This window comes from Segeticoccus rhizosphaerae (assembly GCF_005222685.1).
Taxonomy (GTDB): Bacteria; Actinomycetota; Actinomycetes; order Actinomycetales; family Dermatophilaceae; genus Segeticoccus; species Segeticoccus rhizosphaerae.
On sequence record NZ_SWMA01000005.1, the window covers coordinates 187,981 to 213,754 of the forward strand.

The window sequence follows — 25,774 nt, forward strand, 5'->3', positions numbered from 1 at the left end:
CAAGACTAGACGCAATCGACCATCGGTCCGAAGGACCGCCTCACCCCTCAGGGAGCACCCATGCCAGCAGAAAACGACGTCCGCATCCTCGACGAGCGCACCCCGAACGACCGGGACCGGTCGTTCCTGCCCGGTATGAGCAGGACCTGGCTGCTCCCGCTGTATGACGTCTTCACTCGCCTGGCCGGGGTGGGAGCACTGCACCGGCGGGTCAGTGACCTCGCCGCGATCGGGCCCGGTGAGGTGGTCGTCGACATCGGCTGCGGCACGGGCAACCTCTCGTTCGCCGTGCTGGCGGCGCAGCCCCGGGCACGGGTCACCGGTCTGGACCCCGACGATGCCGCTCTTCGCCGTGCCGCCCGCAAGGCCCGCCGTCGTCGGGTTGCGCTCACGCTCGTGCGGGGCTACGCCGATCGCGTGCCGGCCGAGGACGGCACGGTCGACCATGTCGTGTCCTCGCTCGCACTCCACCACGTCGACGCCGACGATCGAGCAGCGTTCGCGGGTGACGCCTTCCGCGCCCTGCGTCCCGGCGGCACGATCACCATCGCCGACTTCGGCGGTCCCGCCCCGGCCGCTGGGGGCACCCCTCACGGCGGCCACGGGCAGCACGAGCACGGGCCGGCCCACGCGTTGCGCCACCTGCCCCGCCTGCTCCGCTCGCGCGGTGCGCGACCCGCAGCCATCCAACGCGACCTGGGGGACGGCATACGTCCCCTGCTCGCGGACGCAGGCTTCACGGACGTGCGCGAGGTCGACCACGTCGACCACCGCCTCGGTCGCGTCGCCTTCGTGCAGGCCACGCGACCCTGACCCTGCGTGCCTCAGCGGCGGACCCGATAACGCAGGTGCAGGACCCGCTCACCACGGATGACCACGTCGGGATCCTCGAGCAGGTGTTGGCCGTCCACCGGCCCGAAGTAGCGCTTGCCGCTGCCGAAAACCACCGGCACGACGTCCATCGCCACCTCGTCCACGAGGCCGAGCGCCAGCGCCTGCCCGCCGACGTCGCCCGCGGCCACCGCCACCGCGCCGTCCCCGGCGAGCTCCTTCGCGCGCGCCACCGCCTGCGTCACATCGCCGATGAAGTCGTATGACGCCGCCGCGCCCGGGTGCGGGCCGCCGGTCGCGTGGCGTGGCTTCCAGCCGTCGGGCTCGGGCCGGTGGGTCACCACGACCACGTGCTCGCCGGCCGGCGGGGAGCCGTCCCAACCGTTGGTCAGGTCGAACAGGTGCAGCCCGATCACCGTCGACCGGATGTCCTCCCACAGTGGTCGGACGTAGTCGGCCGAGGTGCGCGTGACCTTGAAGGCGCCGCCGTCAACCAGGTCAGTGTCCCCGCCGAAGTACCAGTCGAACAGCGGCCCGACCTCATCGTGTTCGTCGGCGACGAACCCGTCCACCGACACCACGCCGTGCATCACCACAGTGGCCATCTCGTCACGCCCTGGCTACCGCGGCGACCACGCGCTCGAGCAACGGCCACCAGTACTCGTTCCGGCAGCGACGCTCCACCTCGTCGTAACCGAACCAGTCGGCGGCGTCGACGTCGTCGAGCACTGGCTCAACCCGGGGCCGCACGACGTCGAGCCGCCGAACGAAGCAGGCGACGTAGTTGCGGACGTGTGGCCAGCGCCCGACCGGCACGCCGTCGTCGAAGATGAGCCGCTCGTAGCCGCACGGCACCAGGTCGTCGGGCAGCAGGCGCAGCCCCGACTCCTCCCAGACCTCGCGCACCGCGCCCTCCCGGACCTGTTCGCCCGGTTCGCGGCCGCCGGCCGGAGCACCCCAGGCGTCGCGCACCACCGAGTGCACGAGCAGCAGCGACCCGGCGGCGTCCACGACGAACACGGCGGCCGCCGCGGTCTGGCCCTCCGGCGTCGGCAAGGGCGAGGCGATCAGGTCCATCCGGTGGCCGACGCTCAGGCCCGGAACGATGTCACGGACACTGGCGAGCGGCTTCTCCCCACGCCGCTTGGGAAACCGCAGCCCGCTGTCGCGCAACCGGCGCGCCACGTCCTTGCCCGACGTCGGGGCCGCGCCGGCGGACACCAGCGCGTCGTAGCGCTCCTGCGGGACGTCGTAGTGGTCACCCTCGAAGGCACCCCGTGGTATGCCGACCTCTCCCGCGAAGGTGTGCAGCTCGTCATACGACTGGTCGCTGATCAGGTGCGACCACAGGCGCTGGTGCGCCGGCCAGCGCGGCGGGTCGATCCAGATGGTCACAGTCGGCGCTCCTCCTCGGACTCCCAGACCCTATGACATGACACCCCTGCCCCCTGTGGACAACTTCCGCGGTCGCTGCGCCATCCGCCGTAGTTTCGAGGGCACAGACAAACCAGCGCCAACGCACAGACGAGGAGCAACCATGAGCAGCGTCTTCAAGGTCGACACCGAGCAGATCAGCTCGGCCTCCGGTGACATCAACCGTGTCGCCGGCGAGATCGAGGCCGGGGTCAAGGCCATGATGGGCAAGCTGAACGCCCTGCAGGGCACCTGGCAGGGCTCGGCAGCGGCGAACTTCGCGGGGGTGAGCGAGGACTGGCGCCGCACCCAGGACCAGGTGCGTGACTCCCTGCAGCGGATCAGCCTTGCCCTCGGCCAGGCCGCCACGCAGTACGGCGAGGTGGAGAACGCCAACACCCGCATGTTCAGCCAGCGCTGACCAACCCGCGCGCCGGCTGCATCAGGCACGACGAAGGGCGGCCTCCCCTCTCGGGGAGACCGCCCTCTCTGTCACTTCACTCCGACTGCGATGGCACCAGGCGGATCAGAAGGCTGTCCTTTTGGACTTCTTCCTCAACGCTCGCTGCGCTCGCTTGATCGTCAGAAGTCCATACCGCCCATGCCACCGTCGCCACCCGGCATGGCCGGTGCGGCCTTCTCCGGCTTGTCGGCGACGACTGCCTCGGTGGTGAGGAACAGCGCGGCGATCGACGCAGCGTTCTGCAGCGCGGACCGGGTCACCTTGACCGGGTCGTTGATGCCGGCAGCCAGCATGTCGACGTATTCGCCGGTCGCGGCGTTGAGGCCGTGGCCGACCTCGAGCCCGCGCACCTTCTCCGCCACGACGCCACCCTCGAGACCGGCGTTGATCGCGATCTGCTTGAGCGGCGCCTCGATGGCGACCTTGACGATGTTGGCACCCGTGGCCTCGTCGCCGACCAGGTCGAGCTTCTCGAAGGCGGTCTTGCCCGACTGGATCAGAGCCACGCCACCACCGGCGACGATGCCCTCCTCAACCGCAGCCTTGGCGTTGCGCACCGCGTCCTCGATGCGGTGCTTGCGCTCCTTGAGCTCCACCTCGGTGGCCGCACCCGCCTTGATGACGGCGACGCCGCCGGCGAGCTTGGCCAGCCGCTCCTGCAGCTTCTCGCGGTCGTAGTCCGAGTCGGAGTTCTCGATCTCGGTGCGGATCTGGCTGACCCGACCGGCGATCTGGTCGGCGTCGCCAGCGCCCTCGACGATGGTCGTCTCGTCCTTGGTCACGACGACCTTGCGCGCCTTGCCCAGCATGTCCAGCTCGGTCGACTCGAGCTTGAGGCCGACCTCCTCGGAGATGACCTGGCCACCGGTGAGGATGGCGATGTCGGCCAGCATGGCCTTGCGACGGTCACCGAAGCCGGGGGCCTTGACGGCCACGGACTTGAAGGTGCCACGGATCTTGTTGACCACCAGGGTCGACAGGGCCTCGCCCTCGACGTCCTCGGCGATGATCACCAGCGGCTTGCCCGACTGCATGACCTTCTCGAGCACCGGCAGCAGGTCCTTGATGCCGCCGATCTTGGAGTTCACGACGAGGACGTAGGGGTCCTCGAGCACGGTCTCCATGCGCTCGGTGTCGGTGACGAAGTAGTGGCTGATGTAGCCCTTGTCGAAGCGCATGCCCTCGGTCAGCTCGAGCTCCAGACCGAAGGTCTGGCTCTCCTCGACCGTGATGACGCCTTCCTTGCCGACCTTGTCCATCGCCTCGGCGATGAGCTCGCCGATCGCCGGGTCACCGGCGGAGATGCCGGCGGTCTGGGCGATCTGCTCCTTGGTCTCGACCTCACGCGCCGAGGTCAGCAGCTGCTCGGCCACGGCCTCGACGGCCTGCTCGATGCCGCGCTTGAGGGCCATGGGGTTGGCGCCTGCCGCAACGTTGCGCAGACCCTCCTTGACCATGGCCTGGGCGAGCACCGTGGCGGTCGTCGTGCCGTCACCGGCGACGTCGTCCGTCTTCTTGGCAACTTCCTTGACGAGCTCGGCGCCGATCTTCTCGTACGGCTCCTCGAGCTCGATCTCCTTGGCGATGCTCACACCATCGTTCGTGATGGTGGGGGCACCCCACTTCTTCTCCAACACGACGTTGCGGCCCTTGGGGCCGAGGGTCACCTTGACAGCGTCGGCGAGGGTGTTCATGCCCCGCTCGAGACCGCGGCGAGCCTCCTCGTCGAAAGCAATGGTCTTGGCCATGTGCGGTGGTTCCTCCCACACGAATACGGTTTGAGTGACCGCGCGTCGCCCGCGACGGACGAACCGGATCCCGCAGGCTCAGGTCCCCTGCGCTCTCCGGTCCTCGACGAACGGTCGAGTCATTCTGTCACTCTCGGGGTGAGAGTGCTAAAGCAATGATTAGCACTCGACCCCCTCGAGTGCAAATGCCAAGCCCCCGCGAGGAATCTTCGCGAGGTTTGGCGCCCTCCTGGGGGCCGAAACCTCACGAAGATCCCCCCGGGAAGTGGGGCTCGCGCGCTCCGGGCCTCGCTGCGCTCGATCCTCACGCGCTCGTCGTCAGACCTGCTTGATTGGTCTGGCTCCTCGCGCGCTCCGGGCCTCGCTGCGCTCGATCCTCACGCGCTCGTCGTCAGACCTGCATACCGAGGCGGCGGGCCGACCGGGCCCGCTGGCGGCTCGCGCGCAGCCGACGCAGCCGCTTGATCAGCATCGGGTCGGCCTCGAGGGCCGCCTGGCTGTCGATCAGGGAGTTGAGCACCTGGTAGTAGCGGGTGGAGCTCATGTCGAACAGCTCGCGGATCGCCTGCTCCTTGGCGCCGGCATACTTCCACCACTGGCGCTCGAAGGCGATGATCTCGCGATCGCGCTCGCTCAGCTCGTCGGTGGACGTGCTCTCGGCCTGCGCTGCGGTGTTCATGCGACCTCCCTGGGTGACGTGCCCGCCCATCCTAGCGCGCGAATGACAGCCATGTGATTCCCTGTCCGGTTCCGCCGGTATGCCGCCCGCACACGTCAAACTGTTCATCACCTCGAGCGCCTCATGCCATCGAGCCCAGGATGGCCGTGATGTCGTCCTCACGGGTCAGCGGGTTGACGATGGCGAACCGCGCCAGGGTCTCGCCGTCGTGCGAGGTCGGCACCACGAAACCCTCCTGACGGTCGAGCAGGCCGTCACTCCACTCCTGGTAGTCGGCCGGACCCCACCCCAGCCGCCGGAACACCACGACGGTCAGGCCGGCGGGATGGACCTGCTCGACGTAGTCCCGCCGCTCGATCTCCGCCTCGGCGAACCGGGCCACCTCCAGCGTGCGCTCGACCGCGTCGGTGTAGGCACGGGTGCCGTTCGCCGCCAGCGAGAACCAGAGCGGCAGGCCGCGGGCCCGCCGGGTCAGGCCGACCGAGTAGTCCGACGGGTTCCACTCCGGCCGGTCGGTGATCACGTCGAGGTAGCTGGCCTTCTGCGTGTGCGCGGCGCGGGCGAGAGCCGGCTCGCGATAGAGCAGGGCACAGCAGTCGAAGGGGGCGAACAGCCACTTGTGCGGGTCGACGATGAACGAGTCGGCCCGCTCGACCCCGGCATACCGGTCGCGGATCGACGGCGCAGCCAGGCCCGCGCCGCCGTAGGCCCCGTCGACGTGCAGCCACACCCCGAACTCCCCACACACCTCCGCGACCGACGCGAGGTCGTCGATCACCCCGAAGTTGGTCGTGCCGCAGGTCGCGACGACGGCGAAGATCGTCTCCGGGCCCTCCTGCTCGAGGACCGCCCGGAGCGACTCCCCGGTCATCCGCCAGTGCTCGTCGACCGGCACGGGGACCAGCTCGGCGTCCATGACGTGGCAGGCAGAGGCGATGGACGAGTGCGACCCGGCCGTCGCGGCCACCTTCCACGGCCGCGGGCCCTCGCCGGTGCGTCCCTGCTCGGTATGCCGGACGCGCGCCGTCGCGCGCGCGGTCACCAGGGCCGACAGGTTGCCGATCGTCCCGCCCTGCACGAAGGAGCCCCCCGCCGACTCCGGCAGCCCTGCCAGGTCGGCGATCCAGCGCAGCGCCTGGTTCTCGGCGTGCACCGCACCCGCTCCCTCGAGCCAGGAGCCGCCGTAGATCGAGGAGGCACCGACCACGAGGTCGAACATCGCCGCCTCCTCGGTCGGGGCGCACGGGATGAACGACAGGTAGCGGGGATGGTCGATCGACAGGCAGGCCGGCGCGAGCACCTCCTCGAACAGCCGCAGCGCTGCGGCACCGCCCATCCCGCCCGGCGTGATCGTGGCGCCCGCCACCTTGTCGAGTTGCTCAGGAGTCCGAGGACCGTCGAGCGGGACCGGGTCGAGACGCAGCCGGTCGGCGGCGTAGCTGAGGATCGCTTGGCCCAGGGCCTCGGTCTCGTCGGTGAATCCGTGCACCCGGGGAGTCTACGAGCCTCGCGAAGCGGCGACGACGACGATCGCCGAGGCTGGACCGCAGCGGCGACAGTGGCGACATGCGGACATACCGGCACGGCATACGCTGGCCGGGTGCCGGACCCGCGACCACTGACTGAGCTGATCCACCCCACCTGGGCCGAGGCCCTCGAGCCGGTGTCCGGTGCCGTGGCCCACCTGGGCGCCTTCCTGCGCGAGGAGGTGGCGGCCGGCCGGGGTTACCTGCCGGCGGGCGAGCACGTCCTGCGTGCGTTCAGCCACCCGCTCGACCGGGTGCGGGTGCTCATCGTGGGCCAGGACCCCTATCCGACTCCCGGCCACGCCGTGGGTCTGTCCTTCTCGGTCGCCCCGGACGTCCGGCCGTTCCCGCGCAGCCTGGCCAACATCCACACCGAGCTGGCCGCGGACCTCGGCGCGCCGACGCCGACCACTGGCGACCTGTCACCGTGGGCCGACCGGGGCGTGATGCTGCTCAACCGGGTGCTCACCGTGTCGCCCGGCAAACCGGCCAGCCACCGTGGCAAGGGCTGGGAAACCGTGACCGCACAGGCCATCTCGGCTCTCGTGGCGCGCGGCGGGCCGCTGGTGGCGATCCTGTGGGGCCGCGACGCCCGCAACCTGCGTCCGCACCTCGGCGCGGTGCCGTGCGTCGAGAGCGCCCATCCGTCACCGCTGTCCGCCCATGGCGGCTTCTTCGGGTCACGGCCGTTCAGTCGCGCCAACCACCTCCTGCAGGAGCAGGGAGCCGACCCCATCGACTGGAGCCTTCCGTGACCGAGCCCGCGCCCCGCACCTGGCACCGCTACGTCGCGATCGGGGACTCGTTCACCGAGGGCATGAGTGATCCGCACCCCGACCGGCCGGACACCTATGTGGGGTGGGCCGACCGCCTCGCATCGCACCTGTCCGCCCGGGCGGTCGGGGAGGGTGGTGACTTCGGCTACGCCAACCTGGCCATCCGCGGCCGGCTGCTGGCCGACATCGCCGGACCGCAGGTGGAAGCCGCCCTCGCGCTGGAGCCCGACCTGGTGAGCATCGTCGGCGGCGGCAACGACATCCTGCGGCCGCGGGCAGACATCGACGCCCTTGCCGGTGAGCTGGAGCGAGCTGTCGCACGGCTGCGCGCGAGCGGCGCCGACGTCCTGATGGCGACCCCTGCCGACCCGAGCGAGGCTCCGCTGCTGCGGCACACGCGTGGTCGGGTGGCTATCTACACCGCCCACCTCTGGTCCATCGCTCGTCGGCACGGCGCCCACGTGCTCGACCAGTGGAGCATGATCCCGCTCAAGGACTGGCGGATGTGGGCGGACGACCGGATCCACATGACGCCCGAGGGCCACCGCCGGGTCGCGCTCCGGGCGCTGGCCGCCCTCGGGCACGAGGTGGACGAAGACGACTGGGCCCGGCCGCTGCCCCCGGTGATGCCGGTGGGCCGATTGGCGCTGGCGCGCGGCAACGCCCGCTGGGCGCGCGAATACCTCCGCCCGTGGGTCGGTCGCCGACTGCGCGGTCGGTCCTCCGGTGACGGGATCAGCGCGAAGCGCCCGACGATCGCCCCGCTCGAGGAACCGTCCGGGCCCGACTCCGCTCCCTGAGCCCACCAGGACGGGCGGTCAGGTCGGCCGCGCCGACGCGGGCTCCAAACAGGCCAACCGACGACGCGGTGGCCGCCCCGTCGGGCGCCCACGGTGGGTCCTGGTTCAGTTGCCGCTGGACAGCTCGGCGCGCACGGCCGCGGCGAAGCCGTCGACGTCCTGCTCGGTCGTGTCGTATGACGTGACCCACCGGACCGTCCCCCGCGCCTCGTCCACGACGTAGAAGGGATAGAGCTTCTGCAGCCGGGTGGTCGACTCGGGTGGCAGGACGGCGAAGACCATGTTGGCCTCGACCCGCTGGGTCACCTGCACCCCCTCGACCTCACGCACGGCCTCGTGCAGCCGCCGAGCCATCGCGTTGGCATGCGTCGCGTTGCGCAGCCACAGGTCGCCCGACAGCAGCGCATCGAACTGCGCGGAGACGAACCGCATCTTCGACGCAAGCTGCATGCTCGCCTTGCGCACGAAGTCGACACCGCGCACCGCGTCCGGGCTGAGCACGAGCACGCACTCGCCGAACATCAGCCCGTTCTTGGTGCCGCCGAACGACACGATGTCGACACCCACGTCCGTCGTGATCGCGCGCAGCGGCACACCGAGGGCCGCAGCCGCGTTGGCGATTCGCGCACCGTCCATGTGCACGACGAGCCCGAGGCCGTGGGCGTGCTCGACGAGCGCCGACAGCTCGTCCACGGAGTAGACGGTGCCGACCTCGGTGCTCTGGGTGATCGAGACGACCTTGGGCTGGGCATGGTGCTCGTCGCCGAAACCCCAGGCCTGGCGGTCGATCAGCTCCGGCGTGAGCTTGGCGTCCGGCGCCGACACGGTGAGCAGCTTGACGCCGCCGACGCGCTCGGGGGCGCCGCACTCGTCGATGTTGATGTGCGCGAGGTCGCTGCAGATCGCGGCGTCCCACCGCTCGGTCACCGCCATCAGCGAGATGACATTGGCACCGGTGCCGTTGAAGACGGGGTATGCCGTGGCTCGTTCGCCGAAGTGCCCGCGAAAGACCTCCTGCAGCCGCGCGGTGTAGGCGTCGGCGCCGTAGGCGACCTGGTGTCCTCCGTTGGCGCGGGTGATGGCGTCGAGGATCTCCGGGTGCACGCCGGCGCTGTTGTCGCTGGCGAAGCCTCGGGCCTGGGCGTCGTGCAGGGGTGGGGCGGTCTCGGTCGCCGGTTCGGTCACAGTCGTCGTCCGTTCAGGTCGTCGGCGGGCGTCAGCCACAGGTCGTGGATGGTGCGGGCCAGGTCGGCGACCGGGGTGTAACCGCTGAACTTCGCGTCGGGCTTGGCCTCGCGCATCGCGGGCGTCAGCAACGCCTTGATCGGCAGCACCACGGCAGCCGCTCCGCTGCCCGAGAACGAGTCTGCCACGGCGAGGGTCCACGTCTCCGCGGCGGCCTTCGCCGCGGCATACGACGCGTTCTTGGCGCTGGGCGCCTCGACCTGGTGGGTGGAGATGATGACCAGCCGGCCGCGCACGCTGGCCCGCAGTGCGTCATGGAACGCGCGGGAGACGTGCTGCAGGGTGCGCACCAGGTGGTCGTGCAGCCACTCGTAGTCGGCCAGGTCGGTCTCGACGATGCCCTTGCCACCGCGCCAGCCGCCGACCAGGTGCACCAGGCCGTCGACGCGTCCGTTCCGGTCCGAGACCGCGGCGGCGAACGCCGTGGTGGCAGCCTCGTCCAGCAGGTCGACGACTGCGGTCTGCACCTCTCCCGCGGTCTCCCCAGCGGCCTGCAGCACGGCGTCGAGCCGACCCTGGTCGCGCCCGGCCGCCACGACGGTGGCGCCGGACGCCGCGAGCCGCTGCACCACGGCCGGACCGGCGGCACCGGTCGCACCGGTCACGACGATGACCAGCCCCGTGAGGTCCTGCTGCACCGATGTAGTCATACCGCGGCTCCCCTGTCAGTCGGCTTCGCCTCCGCGTCCGAGTCTGACGTGATGCCGGAGGTCGACGCCACCACGTCGCCGAGCTTCTTACGTAGCGCCTCGAAGAAGACGTTGAGGGGGAACTCGTCGGGCAGCACCGCGTCTGTCAGCCCCTTGGGCGGACCGTCCAGCGGGAGCGCCTCCGGCCCCTTGGCCCAGGTCGAGCTCGGGTGGGCAGGCACGTAGGACGACATCAGCTCATAGGACGCGATCCAGTGGCCGACCTTGGACCGGTCGATGCCGCTTCGGTAGAGCTTCTCGACCTCTTCGCACAGGTCGACGACGCATCCCGGCAGCCGGTCCCAGTCGAAGGTCAGCGTGTTGTCCGTCCAACGGACGACGTCGTTCCGGTGCAGGTAGGCGAACAGCAGCTGCCCGCCGAGTCCGTCGTAGTTGCGCACCCGCTCGCCGGTGATGGTGAACCGGAAGATCCGGTCGAAGACGATCGCGTACTGCACCGACCGCGCATACGGGTGCCCGTCCTGCTCGAGCGCGACCGCCTGCCGGAACGTGTTGAGGTCGCAGCGCAGCTCCTCGAGGGCATACATCCAGTAGGGCATCCGCTGCTTGATCATGAACGGGTCGAAGGGCAGGTCGCCGTGGCTGTGGGTGCGGTCGTGGATCAGGTCCCACATCGCGAAGGTGCTCTGCGCCAGGCTCTGGCTGCCGACGAGCCGCTCGGCGTCCGGCGGGAGCGCCACCTTGAGCAGCTGCGCGGCCGCTGCTGTCACGCGCCGGAAGCGGGCCGCCTCGCGGTCACAGAAGATCGCACCCCAGTGAAAGACCGGAACCTCGCGGACCGCGACCGTCTCGGGGAAGAGCACCGCGGAGTTGGAGTCATACCCCTGCGTGAAGTCGATGAAGTTGACCGGCAGGAACATCCGGTTGTCGTAGACCGCCTCGACCTTCGCCAGCCAGTCCGGCCAGGTCACGCGGATCAGCAGCGCCTCGAACTGGCGGTTCGGGTTGCCGTTCTGGGTGTACATCGGGAAGAGCACCAGGTGCTCGACGCCGTCGGCGCGGTGCTGGTCGGGACGGAACAGCACCAGCGAGTCGAGGAAGTCCGGCTTGCCGAATCCCTCGTCGGCCCACCGCAGCAGGTCACCCTGGAGGGCTTCGAGGTATGCCGCGTCGTGCGGGAAGCGCGGGGCCAGGGCGACCACGCCTTCGACCATCCGGGAGACCAGCGTGCGTGCCTTGTCGTGGTCGTGCTCGGCCTCGTCGATCGAGCCGTCCCTCCCCTGCAGTGCGCGCAGGCTCGACACGGCCTGCTTCAGCTCGAGCCACTGGGGATCGAGCGCGAGGTCCACGTTCGCCGACGCTGCGCCGAGAGCACTCTCGCGGGCCGCCGGCTCGCCACTTCCGGCAGCCCACGTGACCAGGTTGGTCCACAGGGTGCGGTGGTCGAACTCGTCGATGGAGTCGTCGCCGAACAGGTCGGAGTCGGCAAGCACGACGAGGCGTCCGCGATCGACCTCGAGGGCGGCGGCCAATGGCGCGCCGGCCGGGTCCGCGGTGTCGCTGGTGCGGGCGAGCACCCGCGCGCCGGCCGCCCGGGACAGGTCGAGCACCCCAGCGCGGTAGAAGCAGGCGTCCCGCACCCCGGCCAGCAGGCCCTTGCCGGCCGAGGTGCCGAGGTCGGCCATCACCCACGACGCCACGTTGTTGTGCCGGCGCACGCCCTCCTGCACCGTGGTGCTGTGCACGCCCACGCCGAAGCGCGACAGCAGGTCGGTGAGGTTGGAGCCGTAGTGCTCCTGGTCGCACTCGGCGAGCACGACGAGACCGCCTCCACCGCGGACCCACTGCTCCACCCCGTCGATCTCCTCCCGGGCGAGGCGCGGCGAGCCGGTGCCGCTGGCGCGCTCGCGGCCCGGCTCGGCGGGATGGGCGATGACCAGGACGTCGGTGCCGGCCAGCTCGCCCTCGAACGCGTCGGCGGTGAGCAGTCCGTCCCGCCGCGAGCTGACCTCGAACCCGGAGCGGGTCAGAGCCCGCGCCGCCTCGGAATAGCTCACGTCGGCGGGGTTGACGCGGTTCAGCTGTGCGGCCGTGGCGGCGTCGAGGGTCCAGGCCTCGCTGTGTGCCTCGTCGAACACCACCCGGGGAAAGTCACTCATCACGCCTCCATACAGGAAAAACACTTGTCGAAAAGATAGTGAACCATAATATTTCCCGCTCGCCATCATCGCCTCAGAAACATTGGCCCGCGCAGGCACCGGACGTCTCAGCATGCGGATGCGCCCCGGTATCGTTCGCTGCATGGCAGTCGAACGCCTCGTGCCGAGCGAGGAGGCAGGTGACCTCATCGCGCTCACGCGGGAGATCTGCCGCGACGTGCTCGCCCCGCGGGTCGACGCGGCCGAGGCGGCCGGCGAGTTCCCCCGCGACGTGTTCGGGGTGCTCGGACGGGCCGGCCTGCTCTCGCTCGCCTACCCCGAAGAGTTCGGCGGAGGCGGCCAGCCCTACGAGGTCTACCTGCAGGTCGTCGAGGAGATCGCGTCCGCGTGGATGAGCGTGGCCGTGGGGACGTCGGTCCACTCGCTCACCTGCTTCCCGGTGGCCAGTTTCGGCAGCAAGGAGCAGCGCCAGCGGCTGCTCCCGGACATGCTTGGAGGCGAGGAGCTCGGCGCCTACTGCCTGTCCGAGCCACAGGCCGGGTCCGACGTGTCGGCGATCAGGACTCGCGCGACGCTGACCGACGACGGAGGGCACTACCGCCTGTCCGGCGGCAAGGCGTGGATCTCGCACGCCGGCCACGCCGACTTCTACACCACCTTCGTGCGCACGGACGACCATCCGACCAGGGGGCTGTCGTGCATCGTCATCCCCGCCGGCACCGAGGGTATGACGTTCGCGCCACCCGAGCGCAAGATGGGCCTCGCCTGCGACACCGTGCGCGAGGTGCTCTTCGACGGGGCCCTCGTGGCGGCCGACCGCCTGGTCGGCGAGCCGGGCATGGGCATGCCGATCGCGCTGGCCGCACTCGATGCCGGTCGCCTCGGGATCGCCGCCGCCGCGACGGGACTGGCGCAGTCCGCGCTCGACCTCGCCACGTCATACAGCACTGATCGCGAGCAGTTCGGCCAGTCGATCAACCGCTTCCAGGGGCTGGCGTTCATGCTCGCCGACATGGAGGCTGCGGTGACCTCGGCCCGAGCGACCTACCTGCATGCCGCCCGCCTCAAGGACGCGGGACGCTCCTTCAGCAAGCAGGCCGCCGTGGCCAAGCTCGTCTGCACGGATGCCGCGATGAAGGTGACGACCGATGCCGTCCAGGTGCTCGGCGGCTACGGCTACACCCAGGACTTCCCGGCCGAGCGCTTCATGCGCGAGGCCAAGGTGACCCAGATCTTCGAGGGCACCAACCAGATCCAGCGCCTGGTCATCTCGCGGCAACTGCTGCGCGGCTGACCAGGCCACCGCAATGAGAGGAATCCCCTTGCAGATCAACGACTCCACCGTCGCCCTCGTCACCGGAGGTGCCTCCGGGCTTGGCGAGGCGACCGCGCGCCGACTGCACCGGGCCGGGGCCGCCGTCGTGCTGGTCGACCTGCCGACGTCGAAGGGTGCGGAACTTGCTGCCGAGCTGGGCGAACGAGTGCGCTTCTCCCCCGCCGACGTTCGTGACGAGGCGCAGGTCCAGGCGGCGATCTCAGCGGCGCAAGAACTCGGAGACCTGCGAATCGTGGTGACCTGCGCGGGAGTCGGCACGCCTGGGCGCGTGGTCGGCAAGCGCGGCCCCCACGACCTCGAGCAGTTTAGGCAGGTCGTCGACATCAACCTCGTCGGCAGCTTCAACGTGCTCCGGCTGGCGGCCGCCGCAATGATGGGCAACGAGCCGCTGGACGGTGACCGGGGGGTCGTCGTCATGACCGCGTCGATCGCGGCCTACGACGGGCAGATCGGGCAGGCGGCCTACTCAGCGTCCAAGGGAGGGATCGTCGGCCTCACCCTCAGTGCGGCGCGCGACCTGGCGGACAAGGCGATCCGGGTCACCACCATCGCGCCGGGCACCTTCGAGACACCGATGATGGCGGGGCTGCCGGGCGAGACCAAGGAGATCCTGGAGAAGCTGGTGCCGCACCCGTCCCGGCTCGGCCAGCCCGCGGAGTACGCCTCGCTGGTGGCCCACATCATCGACAACCCGATGCTCAACGGCGAGGTCATCCGCCTCGACGGAGCCCTGCGGATGCCGCCTCGCTGACGCGGCACGCCCATCCGGGATGCATTGACCCCGCCGGCTCATACCTGGCGGGGTCACCTCTTTTGTATCGCGCCGCCGGAGCTGTTCCGTGCAGCGACACGCCTCGCCAGCACGACTGGGTGAGCGATGTCACCCCGCACGGACACCTGAGGTGCTGTCGATCCCCAGCAGCCGGGCCCCGTTGTGCCAGCAGACCGCCCGCAGCCAGTCGTCGTCCAGTCCGGTCCGGGTGAGTGCCTCGAGCTGGTGGGCGTAGGGGTAGGGGATGTTGGGGTAGTCGGTGCCGAGCAGGACCTTGTCCTGCAGCGCCTGAAGGCGCGGCGCCAGCCGACGCGCCAGTGTTGTCTGGGCCTGCGCTCCACCGAAGAAGTCGACGAAGACCATCGTCGTGTCGAGGTGGACGTGCTGGTAGCGCTCGGCGAGCCCGATGAACTCGTCGTAGTCGGGCATCCCGAGATGGGCGATCACGGCCGTCAGGCTGGGGTGCCGCCTCAGCACCTCGGCGAAGATGCCCGCGCCGGTGAAGTTACCGCGACGAGGCCCGTTGCCGGTGTGCACGACCGCCGGGGTGCGGGCGTCGGCCAGCAGAGCCCAGACCGGGTCGAGCAACGCGTCTCGGGGGTCGAACCCACCGACCTGGACGTGGATCTTCACCACGCGCGCACCGTCTCGTAGCGCCCGCTCGAGGTACCGCGCCGCGCCCTCCTCGGGAAAGACCGTGGCGCTGTGCACGACGTCGTCGTGTCCGCCCGCCCGCTGCTGGTGGACGAAGGCGCCCGCCCAGTCGTTCAGGCCCTCGGCCATCCCGGGCTTGTGCGCGTAGAAGAGGGTCGGGAAGGCGCGAACTCCCATGGCGCGCAGGTGCGCCAAGCGCTCTTCCACCGGCCAGCGGTAGGTGATCGGCCACTCCCGGCCCACGAGCGGCCCAGCGCCGTCGAAGTACCGCCACACCGCGTCGAGCAGCCGCTGCGGCATGCCGTGGACGTGGACATCGACCAGCCCCGGCAGCCCAAGCCGGTGCCAGAACGCCGGCACCTCCAGATCCTGCGGCGGCACACCGGCGGGTCGGAGGTCACGGCTCATGGTCACAGTCTGGCATCGGCCAGTGGCCCGCCCCGGCAGCCGCTTGTGAGTGAACGGGACACCATCGGGTAGGACAGCACACGAGCGTGGACCGCGTGTGCATCGTCGCCGGGAGGCTAGGCCAATGTTCGAGCAGCGCAGGACCCACAGCCCCTTGAGGATATGGAACGGCCTCGGTGCCGGGCTGGCAGCCGGGGCGGCAGGCACGACCGCCCTCAACGCGCTCACCCACCTGGACATGGCCGCGCGGGGACGGCCCAGCAGCAGCACTCCGCAGGAGACCGTGGAGAAGCTGGCCGAGAGGACCGGGATCGCTGTCCCGGGCGATCAGGAAACTCGCCAGAATCGCTTGGCGGGCCTCGGCCCGCTGAGCGGTCTGGCCGCAGGCCTCGGCGTCGGGGCTGCACTCGGATTGGCCAGGGCACTCGGCCTGCGGCCCGGTCTCCTGGTCGCAGGCATGGCCGCGGGGGTCGGTGCCATGGCTGCCAGCGACGCCCCGATGACCGCGCTCGGGGTGACCGACCCGCGGAGCTGGGCCGCCAGGGACTGGGTGAGTGACGCCGTCCCTCACGTGGCCTACGGGCTGGTCACTGCCGCCGTGGTCCGGAGGCTTGACCAGGACTGAGAGCAGGTAGCATCTTGCGGGCCGTGGCCGCCGAGCGGGACGGCGCGCTCGCCGACGTGGCGCAATTGGTAGCGCACCTGTCTTGTAAACAGGTGGTTAGGGGTTCGAGTCCCCTCGTCGGCTCTGAGAGTAGCTCTCATGGACGGCCCGCCCGACGCTCCTCTGGCGGTCCATGCAGGGGAACGCCATCTCCTGACTGAATCCGTGTCACGGTTGCGCAGGCACCTTGATCGACATCACGCAGTTCTTCAACCCCTTGGGCCGGACGTAGGTGAAGCCAAGTCGTTCGTAGAGCCGGCGGGTGCCGTTGTAGAGGAACGATGACGACATCTTCTTCGTCTGGTGCGTCAGGTCGTGCGGATAGGCCTCGACCACACCGCCACCGGCCTGCGCGATGAGGTCGAGCGCCCCCCGGATCGCAATCTCGGTGATGCCCTGGCGACGGTATCTCTTGTCAACGAAGACACACGTGATCCGGTAGTCGGGGTCGCCGTCCTTCTCGGCGTCGTACTGCTTGCGATGGTGGATGGTGGGCAGCTCGGTCGGCGTGCCGTACTCCGCCCACGCGACGACCTCTTCCCCATCCATCACCAGCGCCGCGTGGGCGGCGCCGGCCTCGACGTACCGCTTCTTCAGCTCCCGGTTGGCCTCGGCCCCCTGCCCGCGCTCGGGACCGTCGGGATGGAACCAGATGCACCAGCAGCCGCCAAAGATTCCGTTGTGTCGCTGCACGAGGGCGTCGAACCCCGGCCAGGTCTCGGTAGTCAGGGGGCTGACCTCGAACGTCGTGTCGGTGCTCATGGCACCCGCCGTAGAACGGCTACCGGACGATGCACCTCCGGATCAGCGACCCCGTCATCGGTCCACGTCGAGCGCCGCCTCGAGCTGCTCGGCGATGGGACCCGTGCTCGCTCTATCCCTCGCGACGCCAAGGCCGGGCGCGAAACCGTTCAGCAAGACGCGACGTCCGAGGTCGAAGGCGTCACGAGCTGCAGTATTTAACGAAAAACGTTGCGAATTCCCACCTGGCCAGGTTTAATGAAGTTCGTTAAGTCGTCGGCCTCGCAGGAGGGTTGTTGAGATGTCTGGCCGGGTGAGCGCTCTGGTCGTGGCGCGCGTCGTACTGCACAGTCTGGGGCTCATGTCGGCGGTCACTGCCACGTACGGGTTCATGTCGCAGTTCAGTTGGCTCGGCGGCCCCCTGCCCTTCAGCCAATTGCCGGACTGGCTGCAGGATCGACTCAGGGTCTTCCACCTGGTGCCCTCCACGCCGGTTCTCGTGCATGAGGACCACTGGCAGGACACCCCTGCCCAGCTCAGCGGCTTCGGTGGCGGTGGGGTCGCGCCCCAGGGCTGGGGCGAGTACTCCGGTGGCACTCGCGCGGGCGTCGTGACGTTCTGGGACCCGGGTTTCCTGCCCCTGCTGGCCTGGGCGCTGCTGTTGACCTTACCTGTCATCGCGGTGGGAGTGCTGTGGTTCATCCTGGGGCGCATGGTCTCCACCGCTGTAGACGGTGACCCGTTCACGGGAGCCAACGCCTCGCGCCTGGCGCTGATCGGCGTCGTGCTGCTCGTGGGGCCCTACCTGTTCATCGTGACGAGCCACCTCGTGCGGGTGTGGATGTTGTCGTCTTCGACAGTCGCGGGCAAGGTCGATGCAGCGATGCCGTGGTCCACGGTGCCCTTGTGGCCGCTGGGTGCCGGGATCGCCGTCCTGGCGCTGGCTGCCACGTGGCGCGTCGGTGTCCGACTGCGCGACGATGTCGCGGGACTGGTCTGAGTGCCGCCGGCAGACCTCGACGAGGACAACCGCGTCGTCTGTCATCTCGATGACCTGCTCGCCGAGCGCGAGATGACGCTGACCGAGCTCGCAGACCGGGTCGGGGTCTCCATCGTCAATCTGTCCATCATGAAGAACAACAAGGCCAAGGCCGTCCGGTTCACCACACTCGTCGCAGTCTGCACCGCCCTTCGATGCCAGGTGGGCGACCTGTTCAGCATCGCAGCGCATGACCAAAGCGCATGACCAGTGAGCCGAGTCGGTCGGAGCGGGAGTGTCACGGCTGACCGGTCAGTGCCACAGGACGTCGCCTCAGCGTTCGCCTCCGCGAAACCACCCTGATGAGACGTTGCGAATCCTCCTGCGGCGGGTGCCGCCGTCCGGGCGCCGTCATGGTTGCCCACGGTCACGCTCTACTGATGCGCGGCGGCCGGTCCGCCCGGAGTCGAGGTCTGGACCGGCACGCCGTTGCGTGGGTCGCGCAGTGCGACGATCGGGATGTCGAGCGAGCGGCCCAGCGCCTCCCAATGGGCGCTGGAATCGCCGGCGAATCGGGTGGTGAGCTCCTCGCGGGTCGCCCCCACGCCGCGCGCGAGACGCCCTGCGAAGTGCGGCTCTATCGCGGCGACCGCGACGTATCCGTCCGCAGAGGGGTAGATGCCGTAGGTCGGCGACGCCCCGCCGAGGGCGTTCCCGGGGCCGGTGAGGCCGTGGCGGACCGTGGCGGAGGCCTGGCCGGCCACTTCGTCGAGCACCACGCGAAGGTGCGGTGCCGCCTCGCCCAGGTCACGTCGGCGTAGCCCCGCGAGCACCGCAGACACCGCATGCTCGGCGCCGAGCAGATCGACGACCGGCACGAGAGGCATCGCCGGCGGCAGGACCATGCCCCGCGCAGCCTGGTAGGTCAGGTCGTGGCCGGCCTCCTCGGCCCGTTCGCCTTCATAGCCGACGATCTCGACAAGCACGAGGCCGTGGCGCGCCACCGCGTCGACGAGGCCCAGCCGTGCCGACGCAGAGGGGCGCATCGAGGTCAGCAGCACGTCGGCCGAGGCCAGCTCGGTCTCGAGGGTAGAACGGCCGCCCGGGTCCTTCAGGTCGAGGGTGATCACCTCCTGGCCGGCGATGAGCTCGTCGTACCAGCTCGGCACCACCATCCCGAGCGGGTCCCCGGCAGGCGGCTCGACCTTCACGACCGACGCGCCCAGCGAGACCAACCGCGCCGCCGCAACCGGGCCGGGGAGGTTGGTCGCCAAGGAGACCACCGTGACAGCCGCGAGCGGCGCACCCGGCTCCGTCGACATCAGATCTCCTCGCGTCCTACGCACTGCTGGCCCCAGCTCCACCGATCACACCGTCGGTGACCTGCTCAGCACACCCGCGGTGCACCAGCTCGGGCGCTCGTTCCTCCAGCGCTGCTCGTCGACCGCTCGATCGGAACCGCGCTCAGAGGTGCCTGTTGAGGTAGGACTGCAGGACCCGCACGGTGGCGCGGTCGAGGTAGCGGCTGCCGTTGTGCCGGGCGCCGATCTTGGACTGCAGGGCTCGAACCGTCTTGGGCCCGATGATGCCGTCGGGGTAGGCGCCCACCTTGCGCTGGAGCGCTCGCTTGGTGATGGGTCCGATGATGCCGTCCTGCGTGACGCCGACCCAGCGCTGGATGGCCTTCTTGGTCTTGGGCCCCAGGATGCCGTCGACCACCAGCTGTTGGTAGGGCGAGGTGCGCGTCTCGCTGCGTGAGGTGTCGCCGGTGGCACCACCGTTGGCGCGGGTCAGCCCGGCCCGCTGCGAGCACACCGGCCACGCGTCTGGACCCTGCCGGTCAAGCACCCTGCGGGCGATGGCGATCTGCTCGGACTTGGTGGCCAGGTCGGCGCGTGAGGCGTATGCCGTGCCGCCGAAGGCACGCCAGGTGGTGTAGGAGAACTGCAGGCCACCGTAGTAGCCGTTGCCGGTGTTGATCGACCAGTTGCCGCCGCTCTCGCAGGCGGCAACCCGGTCCCAGACCGTGCCGGAGGCGTGGGCGGCAGGCGCGCCGATTCCGACGCTCGCGGCCGCGGTCGCCGCCCCGGCCAGGGCGACGCCGGCCAGCCGCCGGCGGGTCGCGCCTGGTCTGGATGGGCGCAGGGGTGTGGTGGGACGCATGAGGCGTGGTTCCTTCCGTCGGCGCCTGTGGGGTCAGCTGTCGGGTTCGGGCTGGAAGGTGCCCGGCCGGCATACCGGCTTCACCCCGAGGCGCGACCGGCTGCCGCGTCGAAGATGGGTCCCCCACCCTCGTCTGTGCCCGGATTTCCGGTGAGGTGGCCGCCGACGAGGTTCGGTGCTGCGGGCCACGCACGCGCTGTGGGTCATGGGAGCTGCTATGGAGTTGAGGGTCCTGCGCCTGCACTCCGGCCCCGACCGGGCGCCCGCACTCCTGCGACGGAGGGCGTGCGACGCCGCACATTACGGGAAGGTCACGCTGCTTGACAAGCCCCTCCTATATCTCAGGTCCCTTAAAACCCATGGACGACACGCCGACACATGCGTCACTTCTGACACATCTGCGCGCAGATCCCGCCGTCGGATCCGGCCCTCCGGGGCCGGTCAGGTGTGCCGTGCCGGGCCATGCTCGGGCACGCAAAAACCCCGCGGCGCGCCGTGCGCCGCGGGGCTCTTGCAGGGAGGTCTCACCCAAGGGTGATCACTTGGGCAGGTTGATCTCCTGGCCCACGAAGATCAGGTTCGGGTCGTCGATGTCACCCTTGTTGAGCTTGAAGATGGCCTTCCAGCCACCCTTGACGTCGTGCTTCTCGGCGATCTCGCCGAGGGTGTCACCCTTGCGGACGGTGATCTCCTTGACGTCGTTCTTGTTGACCTTGGGAGACTCCGCCTTCGGGGCCGGGGCGGCCTCGGGGGCCGGCGCAGCCGCGCGGGTCACGGCGACGGACACGTAGTGACCGCTGGAGGTCTTGATCCACGCGCCGTTGGAGACACCGCTCACGGTGGTGCCGGACGGCGCGTAGTCCACCACACGGTAGGCCGTGCTCGGGCCGGAGCGCACGTTGGCACCGGCGGAGAAACGCGACACCTGCTCGGTGCCGTTGAAGGCCTCGAGCGGGGTGGTGCGGTCGTAGCTGCGTGACGAGCTGCTCGAGTCACTCCGCGAGGAGGTGTCCGTGGACGGCGCCGGGGCGCTGTAGCCACCGTTGGAGCCGGACAGACCCGCCTGGACCGAGCAGACCGGCCAGGCCCCGGGGCCCTGGCTGGCGAGGACCTTCTGGGCCACGGCGATCTGCGCGGACTTGGACGCCAGGTCGGCGCGAGACGCGTAGGCGCCGCCGCCGTAGCCCAGCCACGTGCTGCTGGTGAACTGAAGGCCGCCGTAGAAGCCGTTGCCGGTGTTGATCGACCAGTTGCCACCGCTCTCGCAGGCAGCGACACGGTCCCAGACGCCGGAGGCGTGGGCCGCGCCGGCGCCGAAGCCCATGCCGGCGACGGTGGTGGCGGCGCCGACGAGGGCAACGCCCGCGACGCGACGAGTGGTGCTGCCGCTCTTGGGCGCAGCGTGCTTAGGGGTGTAGCGCATGAGGGGGAGGTTTTCCTTCCTGACGGGCGCCGGTGAGGTGAGCTGTCGGGTTCGGGCTGTCAGGTGCCCGGCCGGCTCCGCCGGCTTCACCCCTAGGCGCAGCAGTGCTGCGCCACTGGTGGGTCCCCCACCCTCGTCTGTGCCCGGACGTCCCGGAAGGTGTCCGCCGACGAGGTTTGGCGCTGCGGACACACACGTGATGTGAGTTTGGTCGGTATGGAGTTGGAACTGCTGCTCCGGCCCCGACCGGAACGCCCTTAACATCGAAGGGCGTGACCAAAACGTTACGTGATGATGCCCCGATCGCCAAACGTGGGGCGTGTCGTGCTCATCACGTCGCGGCGCCTCCCCATCTCATCACCGTTCCGCGGCCCACCGACGCGAGGGCCGCGTCACCGACGCCGTGCACGCCGGCGCCTCACGATACGGCGATCGAACGGGGCCGCCACCACGTCGCCGAAGACGAGCCCCGTCACGATGGCCAGCGCGGTCGCCGAGGCCCCGAGCAGGGTCGTGACACCGGTGGTCGCGAGCGCCTCGCCGTGGCCGACCACCGACCCCGAGACGAGTTCGTACATGCCACGGAAGATGCGCAGACCAGGCAACAGCGGCGAGATGGCCGGGATCACCAGCACGAGCGCCGGCGCACCCATCCGCAGGGCCACCAGGCGGCCCACGAAACCCATGGCGGCACAGGCGAGCCCGAGCGCCGTCATCGAGCCGATGCCCCCGGTGGCGTGCAGCAGGTCCGCCACGAGCAGGCCGCCGGCCCCCATCGCGGCGGTCGGCAGGACGAGCCGGCGCCGGGTGCGCATGCTCACGGCCGAGGCCGCCGCGCCGATGCCCCCTGCGAGCAACCTGATCCAGAGCCCGGCCTCGTGCTCGCCGAAGGACAGCTTGGTCGGTGAGACCAGCCCGAGATCGAGCCCGTGGTCGACCCGGAGGGTGAGCGACAGGCCTGCCGCCACCCCCACGATGATCCCGGCGCTGGTCAGCCCCACCCCGAACAACCGTCCGGCCCCGGTGACGGGATAACCGGTCACGGCGTCCTCGACGGCCGAGGCCATCGCCCTCCCCGGCAGGAGCACGACGATGCCGCCCGCGACGCTGTAGGCGAAGTCCTGCGTGGTCATCGTGTAGGCGCCGGTGGTGCCGAGCGCGAAGGCACCCCACACGAACACCGTGGCGATCGCTCCCCCGGCGGCCGAGACGTAGAAGGCGGGCAGGTCGTGCCGCGACAGGATGATGCCGACCCGGTCGACCAGCACGCTGGAGACCAGTGCTGCCACGATCGCCGGGAGGCCCGCGCCGAGCAGTGTCGCGACAGCGGCGGCCAGCACGCCATACGCCACCGACACGGTCCACCGCGGCCAGAACCGCGGCGCGCGCCGGATGAGCCGCAGCTCCTTCTTCGCCTGGGCACGATCGAACCCGCCGGCGACCAGGCGCTCGACGAACTCGTGCACCGCCACGAGGCGAGCCAGATCCTTCGAGGAGGAGCGCACCACTCGCAGCACCGTGATGGGTCGCCCGGACTCGCGCACGCACTGCACCAGGAGCGATTGGTTGGTGATGTCGATCTCCAGCCGTTCGATGCCGCTCGCGGCGGCCACCGCGGCGACGCTGGACTCCACGTCACGGGTGCCTGCGCCGCATCGCAGCATCAGCTCGCCCACGCGCACCGCGAGGTCGAGCGAGTCGTGCACCTCCTGCTCCTCGTCCATCGACATGCGCCGTGGATCGCGGTATGGCGTCCGGCGCAGTGAGTCGACCAGGGGCATCGGCTCCGTGGGCAGCTCGGCCCGGAAGATGCGCTGCCGAGCGCGCGTCGAGAACGGATGGCGCAGCCGCGAGGAGATCGGCCCCTCGTCCTCTTCGTCACGGGAGCCGGAGCCGTCGTGAGGCGGTCGCGGCGTCCGGTCCGAGGTCATGGACCCACGCTAACCACTGAAGCCGGGTGCCGGCTGAGCGCTGCGCCGCGCACCACCGGCTGCGACACCGTTACCGGGTGAACGGGTTGGTGTCGAGCAGCGAGGCGAACGGCAGCTGTTGGCGTTGCAGGGGCCACCAGTCGAGCACCCCGGATCGCTGCCAGGCCCACAGCGCCAGCGCGGCGGCCGCGACCCCCAACGCTGCCACGACCCAGGTCGAGACGATGGGTCGGCGCAGCGAGCCCCGCACCAGGCTGCGTGAACCGCGCCGCAGCGAGGCCCCGCCTGGCCCCCACCACATCATCAGCAGCCCGAGCAGCAGGCCCGCCGCGACGGGCAGAGCGCGCTCGGGGTCCGGATCGCCCCCCCGTGCCACCGCAAGCCCGAGCGCGGTGCTCAACGCGGTGGCCAGCGCGACGAACGCCGGCAGCAGCAGGGCCAGCACGGTCGCCAGCGCGGCACGCAGCAGGTGCCAGGGGCTGGCGGCCACGGCGAGCGGGACGTCGCTGCGCCGGTGGCCGGCGGTGTGGCGGCGCAGCACCAGCGAGGTCACCGAACGGTCTGCGAACCGGGCTGCGAGCGACCACAGCACCACGAGGGCGGCGGCCACCAGCGGGAGCACCGCACCCAGCGCGACGACCAGGGCGAGGACCACCGCCAGCGTGCCGCTGCGCATGGGCTGGCCGATCCGGGGATCGGGCTGGCCGGGACTGGTCTCCCAGGCCGCCTGCCAGTCGGACTCCGGCGGGCTGTCCTCCCAACGCGCTGCCGATTCGCTTTGGGGTCCCCATCCCTGCTGGGCGGGCGACGCGCCCGGCGCGCCATACGGGTCGGCACCCTCTGGGAAGGAGTCCTGCCCCCCTTGCACCACGGTGTCGTCGTGGCCGGATCCGCGCGGCACCCACTCCGGGTGGGTGGGCAGGACCATGGTCGAGGGGGCTCCGTTCGCATACCGCTCGATCGCGGCCATCACCTCGTCCGCGCCCGGTCGCTCGGCCGGGTCGGGCGAGAGGGCCGCGTCCAGCAGCGGGGCGAGTCGTGGGTCCACCCGGGACAGGTCGGCCTGGCCCCGGCCCACCCGGTCGAGCACCGCAGGCATCGGGCCACGGCCGAAGGGTGCGTCACCGGATGCGGCGTAGGCCAGCGTCGCCGCCCAGCCCCACCAGTCGGTCGCTTCGGTGACCGATCCCCCCTCGACCACCTCCGGCGAGAGATAACCCGGCGTCCCCATCACGAGACCGGTGCTGGTCAGCCGCACGTCGTCGGCGACGTGGGCGATGCCGAAGTCGATCACGACCGGTTCGCCGTCGACCATCAGGACGTTGCCGGGCTTGAGGTCGCGGTGGACCACGCCGGCCGCATGGATGGCGCGCAGCGCCGAGAGCAGTCCGCGGGCGAGCTGGACCAAGGCTTCGCCCTGCACCGGCCCGTCGGTCTCGACCACGACGTCGAGGGGTGGGCCGGGCACGTACTCGGTCACCACGTAGGGCCGCGGACCGTCGACGTCCGCGTCCAGGACCGCGGCCACGCGCGGGTCGCGCACCCGCGACAGGGTCTCGACCTCGCGGGCGAGCCGGCGCCTGGCCTGCTCGTCGTGTGCGATGTGGGGACGCAGCACCTTGATCGCCACGGCCCGACCCGAGGGGTCCAGGGCCAGGTGGACGACTCCCATGCCACCCTCGCCCAGGCGTTGGAGCAGTCGATAGGGGCCCAGGCGCTCGTAGTCGGCTGGGTCGGTCATCTGCTCGCTCTCGGGCGCGGCCCCCATGGTCATGGACTCCACGGTATGCCGTGTGGGCCGCAACCTGCACCCGACCTGCCGCAGCGCCGCGGCACCGGCTCGGCCCGCTGCGGCCGACGCCCGACCCCGCGCGCCGCGCGGGTCACCGCTGGTGGATGTACCCGACCAGCTGGTCCCGCTCGTCCTGCAGCTCGTCGATGCGGTTCTTGACGATGTCGCCGATGCTGACGATCGAGTGGAGCCGGCCGTCTCGCAGCACGGGGACGTGCCGGACGCGGTGCTCGGTCATCTGCCGCGCCAGCGTGTCGAGGTCGTCCTCGGGGGTGCAGGTCTGCAGCGCGCTGGTCATGATGGAGCTCACGGTGGCGTCGAGGAGCGCGGCGCCGTCGGAGTGTAGGTGCCGGACGATGTCACGTTCACTGACGATGCCGGCAGGTGTGGTCCCGTCGTCGGTCACGACGACGGCACCGATGCGGTGCTCCTCGAGCAGGGCGAGGAGGGCCGAGACGGTCTCACCGGGACCGATGGTCACGATCCCGGGGTCCTGCTTGCGTCGGATCACGTCGGAGATGCGCATATTCGACGGTAGCCCGAAAGCCGCCGCGCCGCCAGAGCCGCCGCGCCGGCTCGAGGATTCCGGGGCTCTCGAGGATTCCGGGGCTGTCGCGCGAC

Annotated in this window: 25 protein-coding genes, 1 tRNA gene and 2 riboswitches; of the genes, 10 read left to right on the forward strand and 16 right to left on the reverse strand. The window is 70.4% G+C overall.

Annotation, left to right across the window (positions count from 1 at the left end; translation table 11 throughout):
- Positions 1–60: 60 nt before the first annotated feature.
- Complete coding sequence (locus FCN22_RS06305; RefSeq protein ID WP_137120684.1) at positions 61–813, forward strand: class I SAM-dependent methyltransferase; 753 nt, start codon at positions 61–63, stop codon at positions 811–813.
- Positions 814–824: 11 nt separating this feature from the next.
- Here FCN22_RS06305 and FCN22_RS06310 read toward each other — a convergent pair whose 3' ends face one another.
- Positions 825–1,436 carry a dihydrofolate reductase family protein gene (locus FCN22_RS06310; protein WP_137120685.1) on the reverse strand — a complete coding sequence of 204 codons (612 nt, stop codon included), beginning with the start codon at positions 1,434–1,436 and terminating at the stop codon, positions 825–827.
- A 4-nt stretch (positions 1,437–1,440) separates the two neighbouring features.
- Entirely contained in the window at positions 1,441–2,226 is a 786-nt protein-coding gene (locus FCN22_RS06315; RefSeq protein WP_137120686.1) for a DUF4031 domain-containing protein, read from the reverse strand.
- A gap of 142 nt (positions 2,227–2,368) precedes the next feature.
- Here FCN22_RS06315 and FCN22_RS06320 point away from each other — a divergent pair, with 142 nt between their 5' ends.
- Positions 2,369–2,665 carry a WXG100 family type VII secretion target gene (locus FCN22_RS06320; RefSeq protein ID WP_137120687.1) on the forward strand — a complete coding sequence of 99 codons (297 nt, stop codon included), beginning with the start codon at positions 2,369–2,371 and terminating at the stop codon, positions 2,663–2,665.
- Between the two features lie 161 nt (positions 2,666–2,826).
- Here FCN22_RS06320 and groL read toward each other — a convergent pair whose 3' ends face one another.
- The 3 genes from groL to FCN22_RS06335 all read right to left on the reverse strand — a co-directional run bounded on the left by groL (position 2,827) and on the right by FCN22_RS06335 (position 6,623).
- Positions 2,827–4,455, reverse strand: coding sequence for a chaperonin GroEL (gene groL, locus FCN22_RS06325; protein WP_137120688.1), 1,629 nt, complete (start codon positions 4,453–4,455; stop codon positions 2,827–2,829).
- Between the two features lie 391 nt (positions 4,456–4,846).
- Positions 4,847–5,134, reverse strand: a complete 288-nt coding sequence (gene napA, locus FCN22_RS06330; RefSeq protein ID WP_202911431.1) for a nucleoid-associated protein NapA — start codon at positions 5,132–5,134, stop codon at positions 4,847–4,849.
- 121 nt (positions 5,135–5,255) lie between these two features.
- Complete coding sequence (locus FCN22_RS06335; RefSeq protein WP_137120690.1) at positions 5,256–6,623, reverse strand: pyridoxal phosphate-dependent decarboxylase family protein; 1,368 nt, start codon at positions 6,621–6,623, stop codon at positions 5,256–5,258.
- A gap of 111 nt (positions 6,624–6,734) precedes the next feature.
- On the opposite strand from FCN22_RS06335, the gene FCN22_RS06340 reads away from it, so the two are divergent.
- Together FCN22_RS06340 and FCN22_RS06345 are read left to right on the forward strand one after the other, a co-directional pair.
- The gene (locus FCN22_RS06340; RefSeq protein ID WP_137120691.1) at positions 6,735–7,415 is read left to right on the forward strand and encodes a uracil-DNA glycosylase; all 681 of its coding nucleotides are present in this window, start codon (positions 6,735–6,737) and stop codon (positions 7,413–7,415) included.
- Positions 7,412–8,236: an SGNH/GDSL hydrolase family protein gene (locus FCN22_RS06345; protein WP_152186116.1), complete on the forward strand. Its 825-nt coding sequence runs from the start codon at positions 7,412–7,414 to the stop codon at positions 8,234–8,236. Before FCN22_RS06340 ends, FCN22_RS06345 begins: the two co-directional genes overlap by 4 nt.
- Before the next feature lie 105 nt (positions 8,237–8,341).
- On the opposite strand, the gene FCN22_RS06350 is transcribed toward FCN22_RS06345, so the two are convergent.
- The 3 genes from FCN22_RS06350 to FCN22_RS22660 are packed head-to-tail and all read right to left on the reverse strand — an operon-like array spanning position 8,342 to position 12,290.
- Positions 8,342–9,421, reverse strand: coding sequence for a threonine aldolase family protein (locus FCN22_RS06350; protein ID WP_137120692.1), 1,080 nt, complete (start codon positions 9,419–9,421; stop codon positions 8,342–8,344).
- Positions 9,418–10,131 carry an SDR family NAD(P)-dependent oxidoreductase gene (locus FCN22_RS06355; RefSeq protein ID WP_202911432.1) on the reverse strand — a complete coding sequence of 238 codons (714 nt, stop codon included), beginning with the start codon at positions 10,129–10,131 and terminating at the stop codon, positions 9,418–9,420. Before FCN22_RS06355 ends, FCN22_RS06350 begins: the two co-directional genes overlap by 4 nt.
- Positions 10,128–12,290 carry a DUF6421 family protein gene (locus FCN22_RS22660; RefSeq protein WP_137120693.1) on the reverse strand — a complete coding sequence of 721 codons (2,163 nt, stop codon included), beginning with the start codon at positions 12,288–12,290 and terminating at the stop codon, positions 10,128–10,130. Before FCN22_RS22660 ends, FCN22_RS06355 begins: the two co-directional genes overlap by 4 nt.
- A gap of 142 nt (positions 12,291–12,432) precedes the next feature.
- Here FCN22_RS22660 and FCN22_RS06365 point away from each other — a divergent pair, with 142 nt between their 5' ends.
- Positions 12,433–13,584, forward strand: coding sequence for an acyl-CoA dehydrogenase family protein (locus tag FCN22_RS06365; RefSeq protein WP_137120694.1), 1,152 nt, complete (start codon positions 12,433–12,435; stop codon positions 13,582–13,584).
- Positions 13,585–13,612: 28 nt separating this feature from the next.
- Entirely contained in the window at positions 13,613–14,377 is a 765-nt protein-coding gene (locus FCN22_RS06370) for a 3-hydroxyacyl-CoA dehydrogenase (protein WP_137120747.1), read from the forward strand.
- Positions 14,378–14,506: 129 nt separating this feature from the next.
- On the opposite strand, the gene FCN22_RS06375 is transcribed toward FCN22_RS06370, so the two are convergent.
- Entirely contained in the window at positions 14,507–15,460 is a 954-nt protein-coding gene (locus tag FCN22_RS06375) for an amidohydrolase family protein (protein ID WP_137120695.1), read from the reverse strand.
- A 154-nt stretch (positions 15,461–15,614) separates the two neighbouring features.
- On the opposite strand from FCN22_RS06375, the gene FCN22_RS06380 reads away from it, so the two are divergent.
- A complete protein-coding gene (locus FCN22_RS06380; RefSeq protein WP_202911433.1) occupies positions 15,615–16,085 on the forward strand; it encodes a hypothetical protein in 471 nt (156 codons plus the stop codon).
- A 50-nt stretch (positions 16,086–16,135) separates the two neighbouring features.
- Positions 16,136–16,208 (forward strand) — tRNA-Thr (locus FCN22_RS06385).
- Between the two features lie 84 nt (positions 16,209–16,292).
- Here the strand turns inward: FCN22_RS06385 and FCN22_RS06390 are convergent.
- Positions 16,293–16,886 carry a GNAT family N-acetyltransferase gene (locus tag FCN22_RS06390; protein ID WP_137120697.1) on the reverse strand — a complete coding sequence of 198 codons (594 nt, stop codon included), beginning with the start codon at positions 16,884–16,886 and terminating at the stop codon, positions 16,293–16,295.
- Between the two features lie 280 nt (positions 16,887–17,166).
- Here FCN22_RS06390 and FCN22_RS06395 point away from each other — a divergent pair, with 280 nt between their 5' ends.
- Positions 17,167–17,865 (forward strand): DUF2975 domain-containing protein, encoded by a 699-nt coding sequence (locus tag FCN22_RS06395; protein ID WP_137120698.1) that lies wholly within the window; start codon positions 17,167–17,169, stop codon positions 17,863–17,865.
- Positions 17,866–18,111: a helix-turn-helix domain-containing protein gene (locus FCN22_RS06400; protein WP_137120699.1), complete on the forward strand. Its 246-nt coding sequence runs from the start codon at positions 17,866–17,868 to the stop codon at positions 18,109–18,111. It abuts the gene before it with no gap.
- Between the two features lie 167 nt (positions 18,112–18,278).
- On the opposite strand, the gene FCN22_RS06405 is transcribed toward FCN22_RS06400, so the two are convergent.
- From FCN22_RS06405 to FCN22_RS06430, 6 genes are all read right to left on the reverse strand, one after another.
- On the reverse strand, positions 18,279–19,166 hold the full coding sequence (locus FCN22_RS06405) for a CoA transferase (RefSeq protein ID WP_137120700.1): 888 nt from the start codon (positions 19,164–19,166) through the stop codon (positions 18,279–18,281).
- 142 nt (positions 19,167–19,308) lie between these two features.
- Positions 19,309–20,007, reverse strand: a complete 699-nt coding sequence (locus FCN22_RS22510; RefSeq protein WP_137120701.1) for a transglycosylase family protein — start codon at positions 20,005–20,007, stop codon at positions 19,309–19,311.
- 7 nt (positions 20,008–20,014) lie between these two features.
- Positions 20,015–20,170, reverse strand: a riboswitch (cyclic di-AMP (ydaO/yuaA leader).
- A gap of 375 nt (positions 20,171–20,545) precedes the next feature.
- Complete coding sequence (locus tag FCN22_RS22665; RefSeq protein ID WP_137120702.1) at positions 20,546–21,430, reverse strand: transglycosylase family protein; 885 nt, start codon at positions 21,428–21,430, stop codon at positions 20,546–20,548.
- 32 nt (positions 21,431–21,462) lie between these two features.
- Positions 21,463–21,561: riboswitch (cyclic di-AMP (ydaO/yuaA leader) on the reverse strand.
- Between the two features lie 261 nt (positions 21,562–21,822).
- Positions 21,823–23,361 carry a threonine/serine exporter family protein gene (locus FCN22_RS06420; protein ID WP_137120703.1) on the reverse strand — a complete coding sequence of 513 codons (1,539 nt, stop codon included), beginning with the start codon at positions 23,359–23,361 and terminating at the stop codon, positions 21,823–21,825.
- 70 nt (positions 23,362–23,431) lie between these two features.
- A complete protein-coding gene (locus tag FCN22_RS06425) occupies positions 23,432–25,135 on the reverse strand; it encodes a serine/threonine-protein kinase (protein ID WP_137120704.1) in 1,704 nt (567 codons plus the stop codon).
- Positions 25,136–25,244: 109 nt separating this feature from the next.
- Entirely contained in the window at positions 25,245–25,679 is a 435-nt protein-coding gene (locus tag FCN22_RS06430) for a CBS domain-containing protein (protein ID WP_137120705.1), read from the reverse strand.
- Positions 25,680–25,774 lie beyond the last annotated feature (95 nt).

Coding starts and splice junctions, on each gene's coding strand:
- FCN22_RS06305 (WP_137120684.1), top strand. CDS start 61: ATGCCAGCAGAAAACGACGTCCGCATCCTCGACGAGCGCACCCCGAAC.
- FCN22_RS06310 (WP_137120685.1), bottom strand. CDS start 1,436: ATGGCCACTGTGGTGATGCACGGCGTGGTGTCGGTGGACGGGTTCGTC.
- FCN22_RS06320 (WP_137120687.1), top strand. CDS start 2,369: ATGAGCAGCGTCTTCAAGGTCGACACCGAGCAGATCAGCTCGGCCTCC.
- groL (WP_137120688.1), bottom strand. CDS start 4,455: ATGGCCAAGACCATTGCTTTCGACGAGGAGGCTCGCCGCGGTCTCGAG.
- napA (WP_202911431.1), bottom strand. CDS start 5,134: ATGAACACCGCAGCGCAGGCCGAGAGCACGTCCACCGACGAGCTGAGC.
- FCN22_RS06355 (WP_202911432.1), bottom strand. CDS start 10,131: ATGACTACATCGGTGCAGCAGGACCTCACGGGGCTGGTCATCGTCGTG.
- FCN22_RS22660 (WP_137120693.1), bottom strand. CDS start 12,290: ATGAGTGACTTTCCCCGGGTGGTGTTCGACGAGGCACACAGCGAGGCC.
- FCN22_RS06365 (WP_137120694.1), top strand. CDS start 12,433: ATGGCAGTCGAACGCCTCGTGCCGAGCGAGGAGGCAGGTGACCTCATC.
- FCN22_RS06375 (WP_137120695.1), bottom strand. CDS start 15,460: ATGAGCCGTGACCTCCGACCCGCCGGTGTGCCGCCGCAGGATCTGGAG.
- FCN22_RS06390 (WP_137120697.1), bottom strand. CDS start 16,886: ATGAGCACCGACACGACGTTCGAGGTCAGCCCCCTGACTACCGAGACC.
- FCN22_RS06395 (WP_137120698.1), top strand. CDS start 17,167: ATGTCTGGCCGGGTGAGCGCTCTGGTCGTGGCGCGCGTCGTACTGCAC.
- FCN22_RS06405 (WP_137120700.1), bottom strand. CDS start 19,166: ATGTCGACGGAGCCGGGTGCGCCGCTCGCGGCTGTCACGGTGGTCTCC.
- FCN22_RS22510 (WP_137120701.1), bottom strand. CDS start 20,007: ATGCGTCCCACCACACCCCTGCGCCCATCCAGACCAGGCGCGACCCGC.
- FCN22_RS22665 (WP_137120702.1), bottom strand. CDS start 21,430: ATGCGCTACACCCCTAAGCACGCTGCGCCCAAGAGCGGCAGCACCACT.
- FCN22_RS06420 (WP_137120703.1), bottom strand. CDS start 23,361: ATGACCTCGGACCGGACGCCGCGACCGCCTCACGACGGCTCCGGCTCC.
- FCN22_RS06425 (WP_137120704.1), bottom strand. CDS start 25,135: ATGACCATGGGGGCCGCGCCCGAGAGCGAGCAGATGACCGACCCAGCC.
- FCN22_RS06430 (WP_137120705.1), bottom strand. CDS start 25,679: ATGCGCATCTCCGACGTGATCCGACGCAAGCAGGACCCCGGGATCGTG.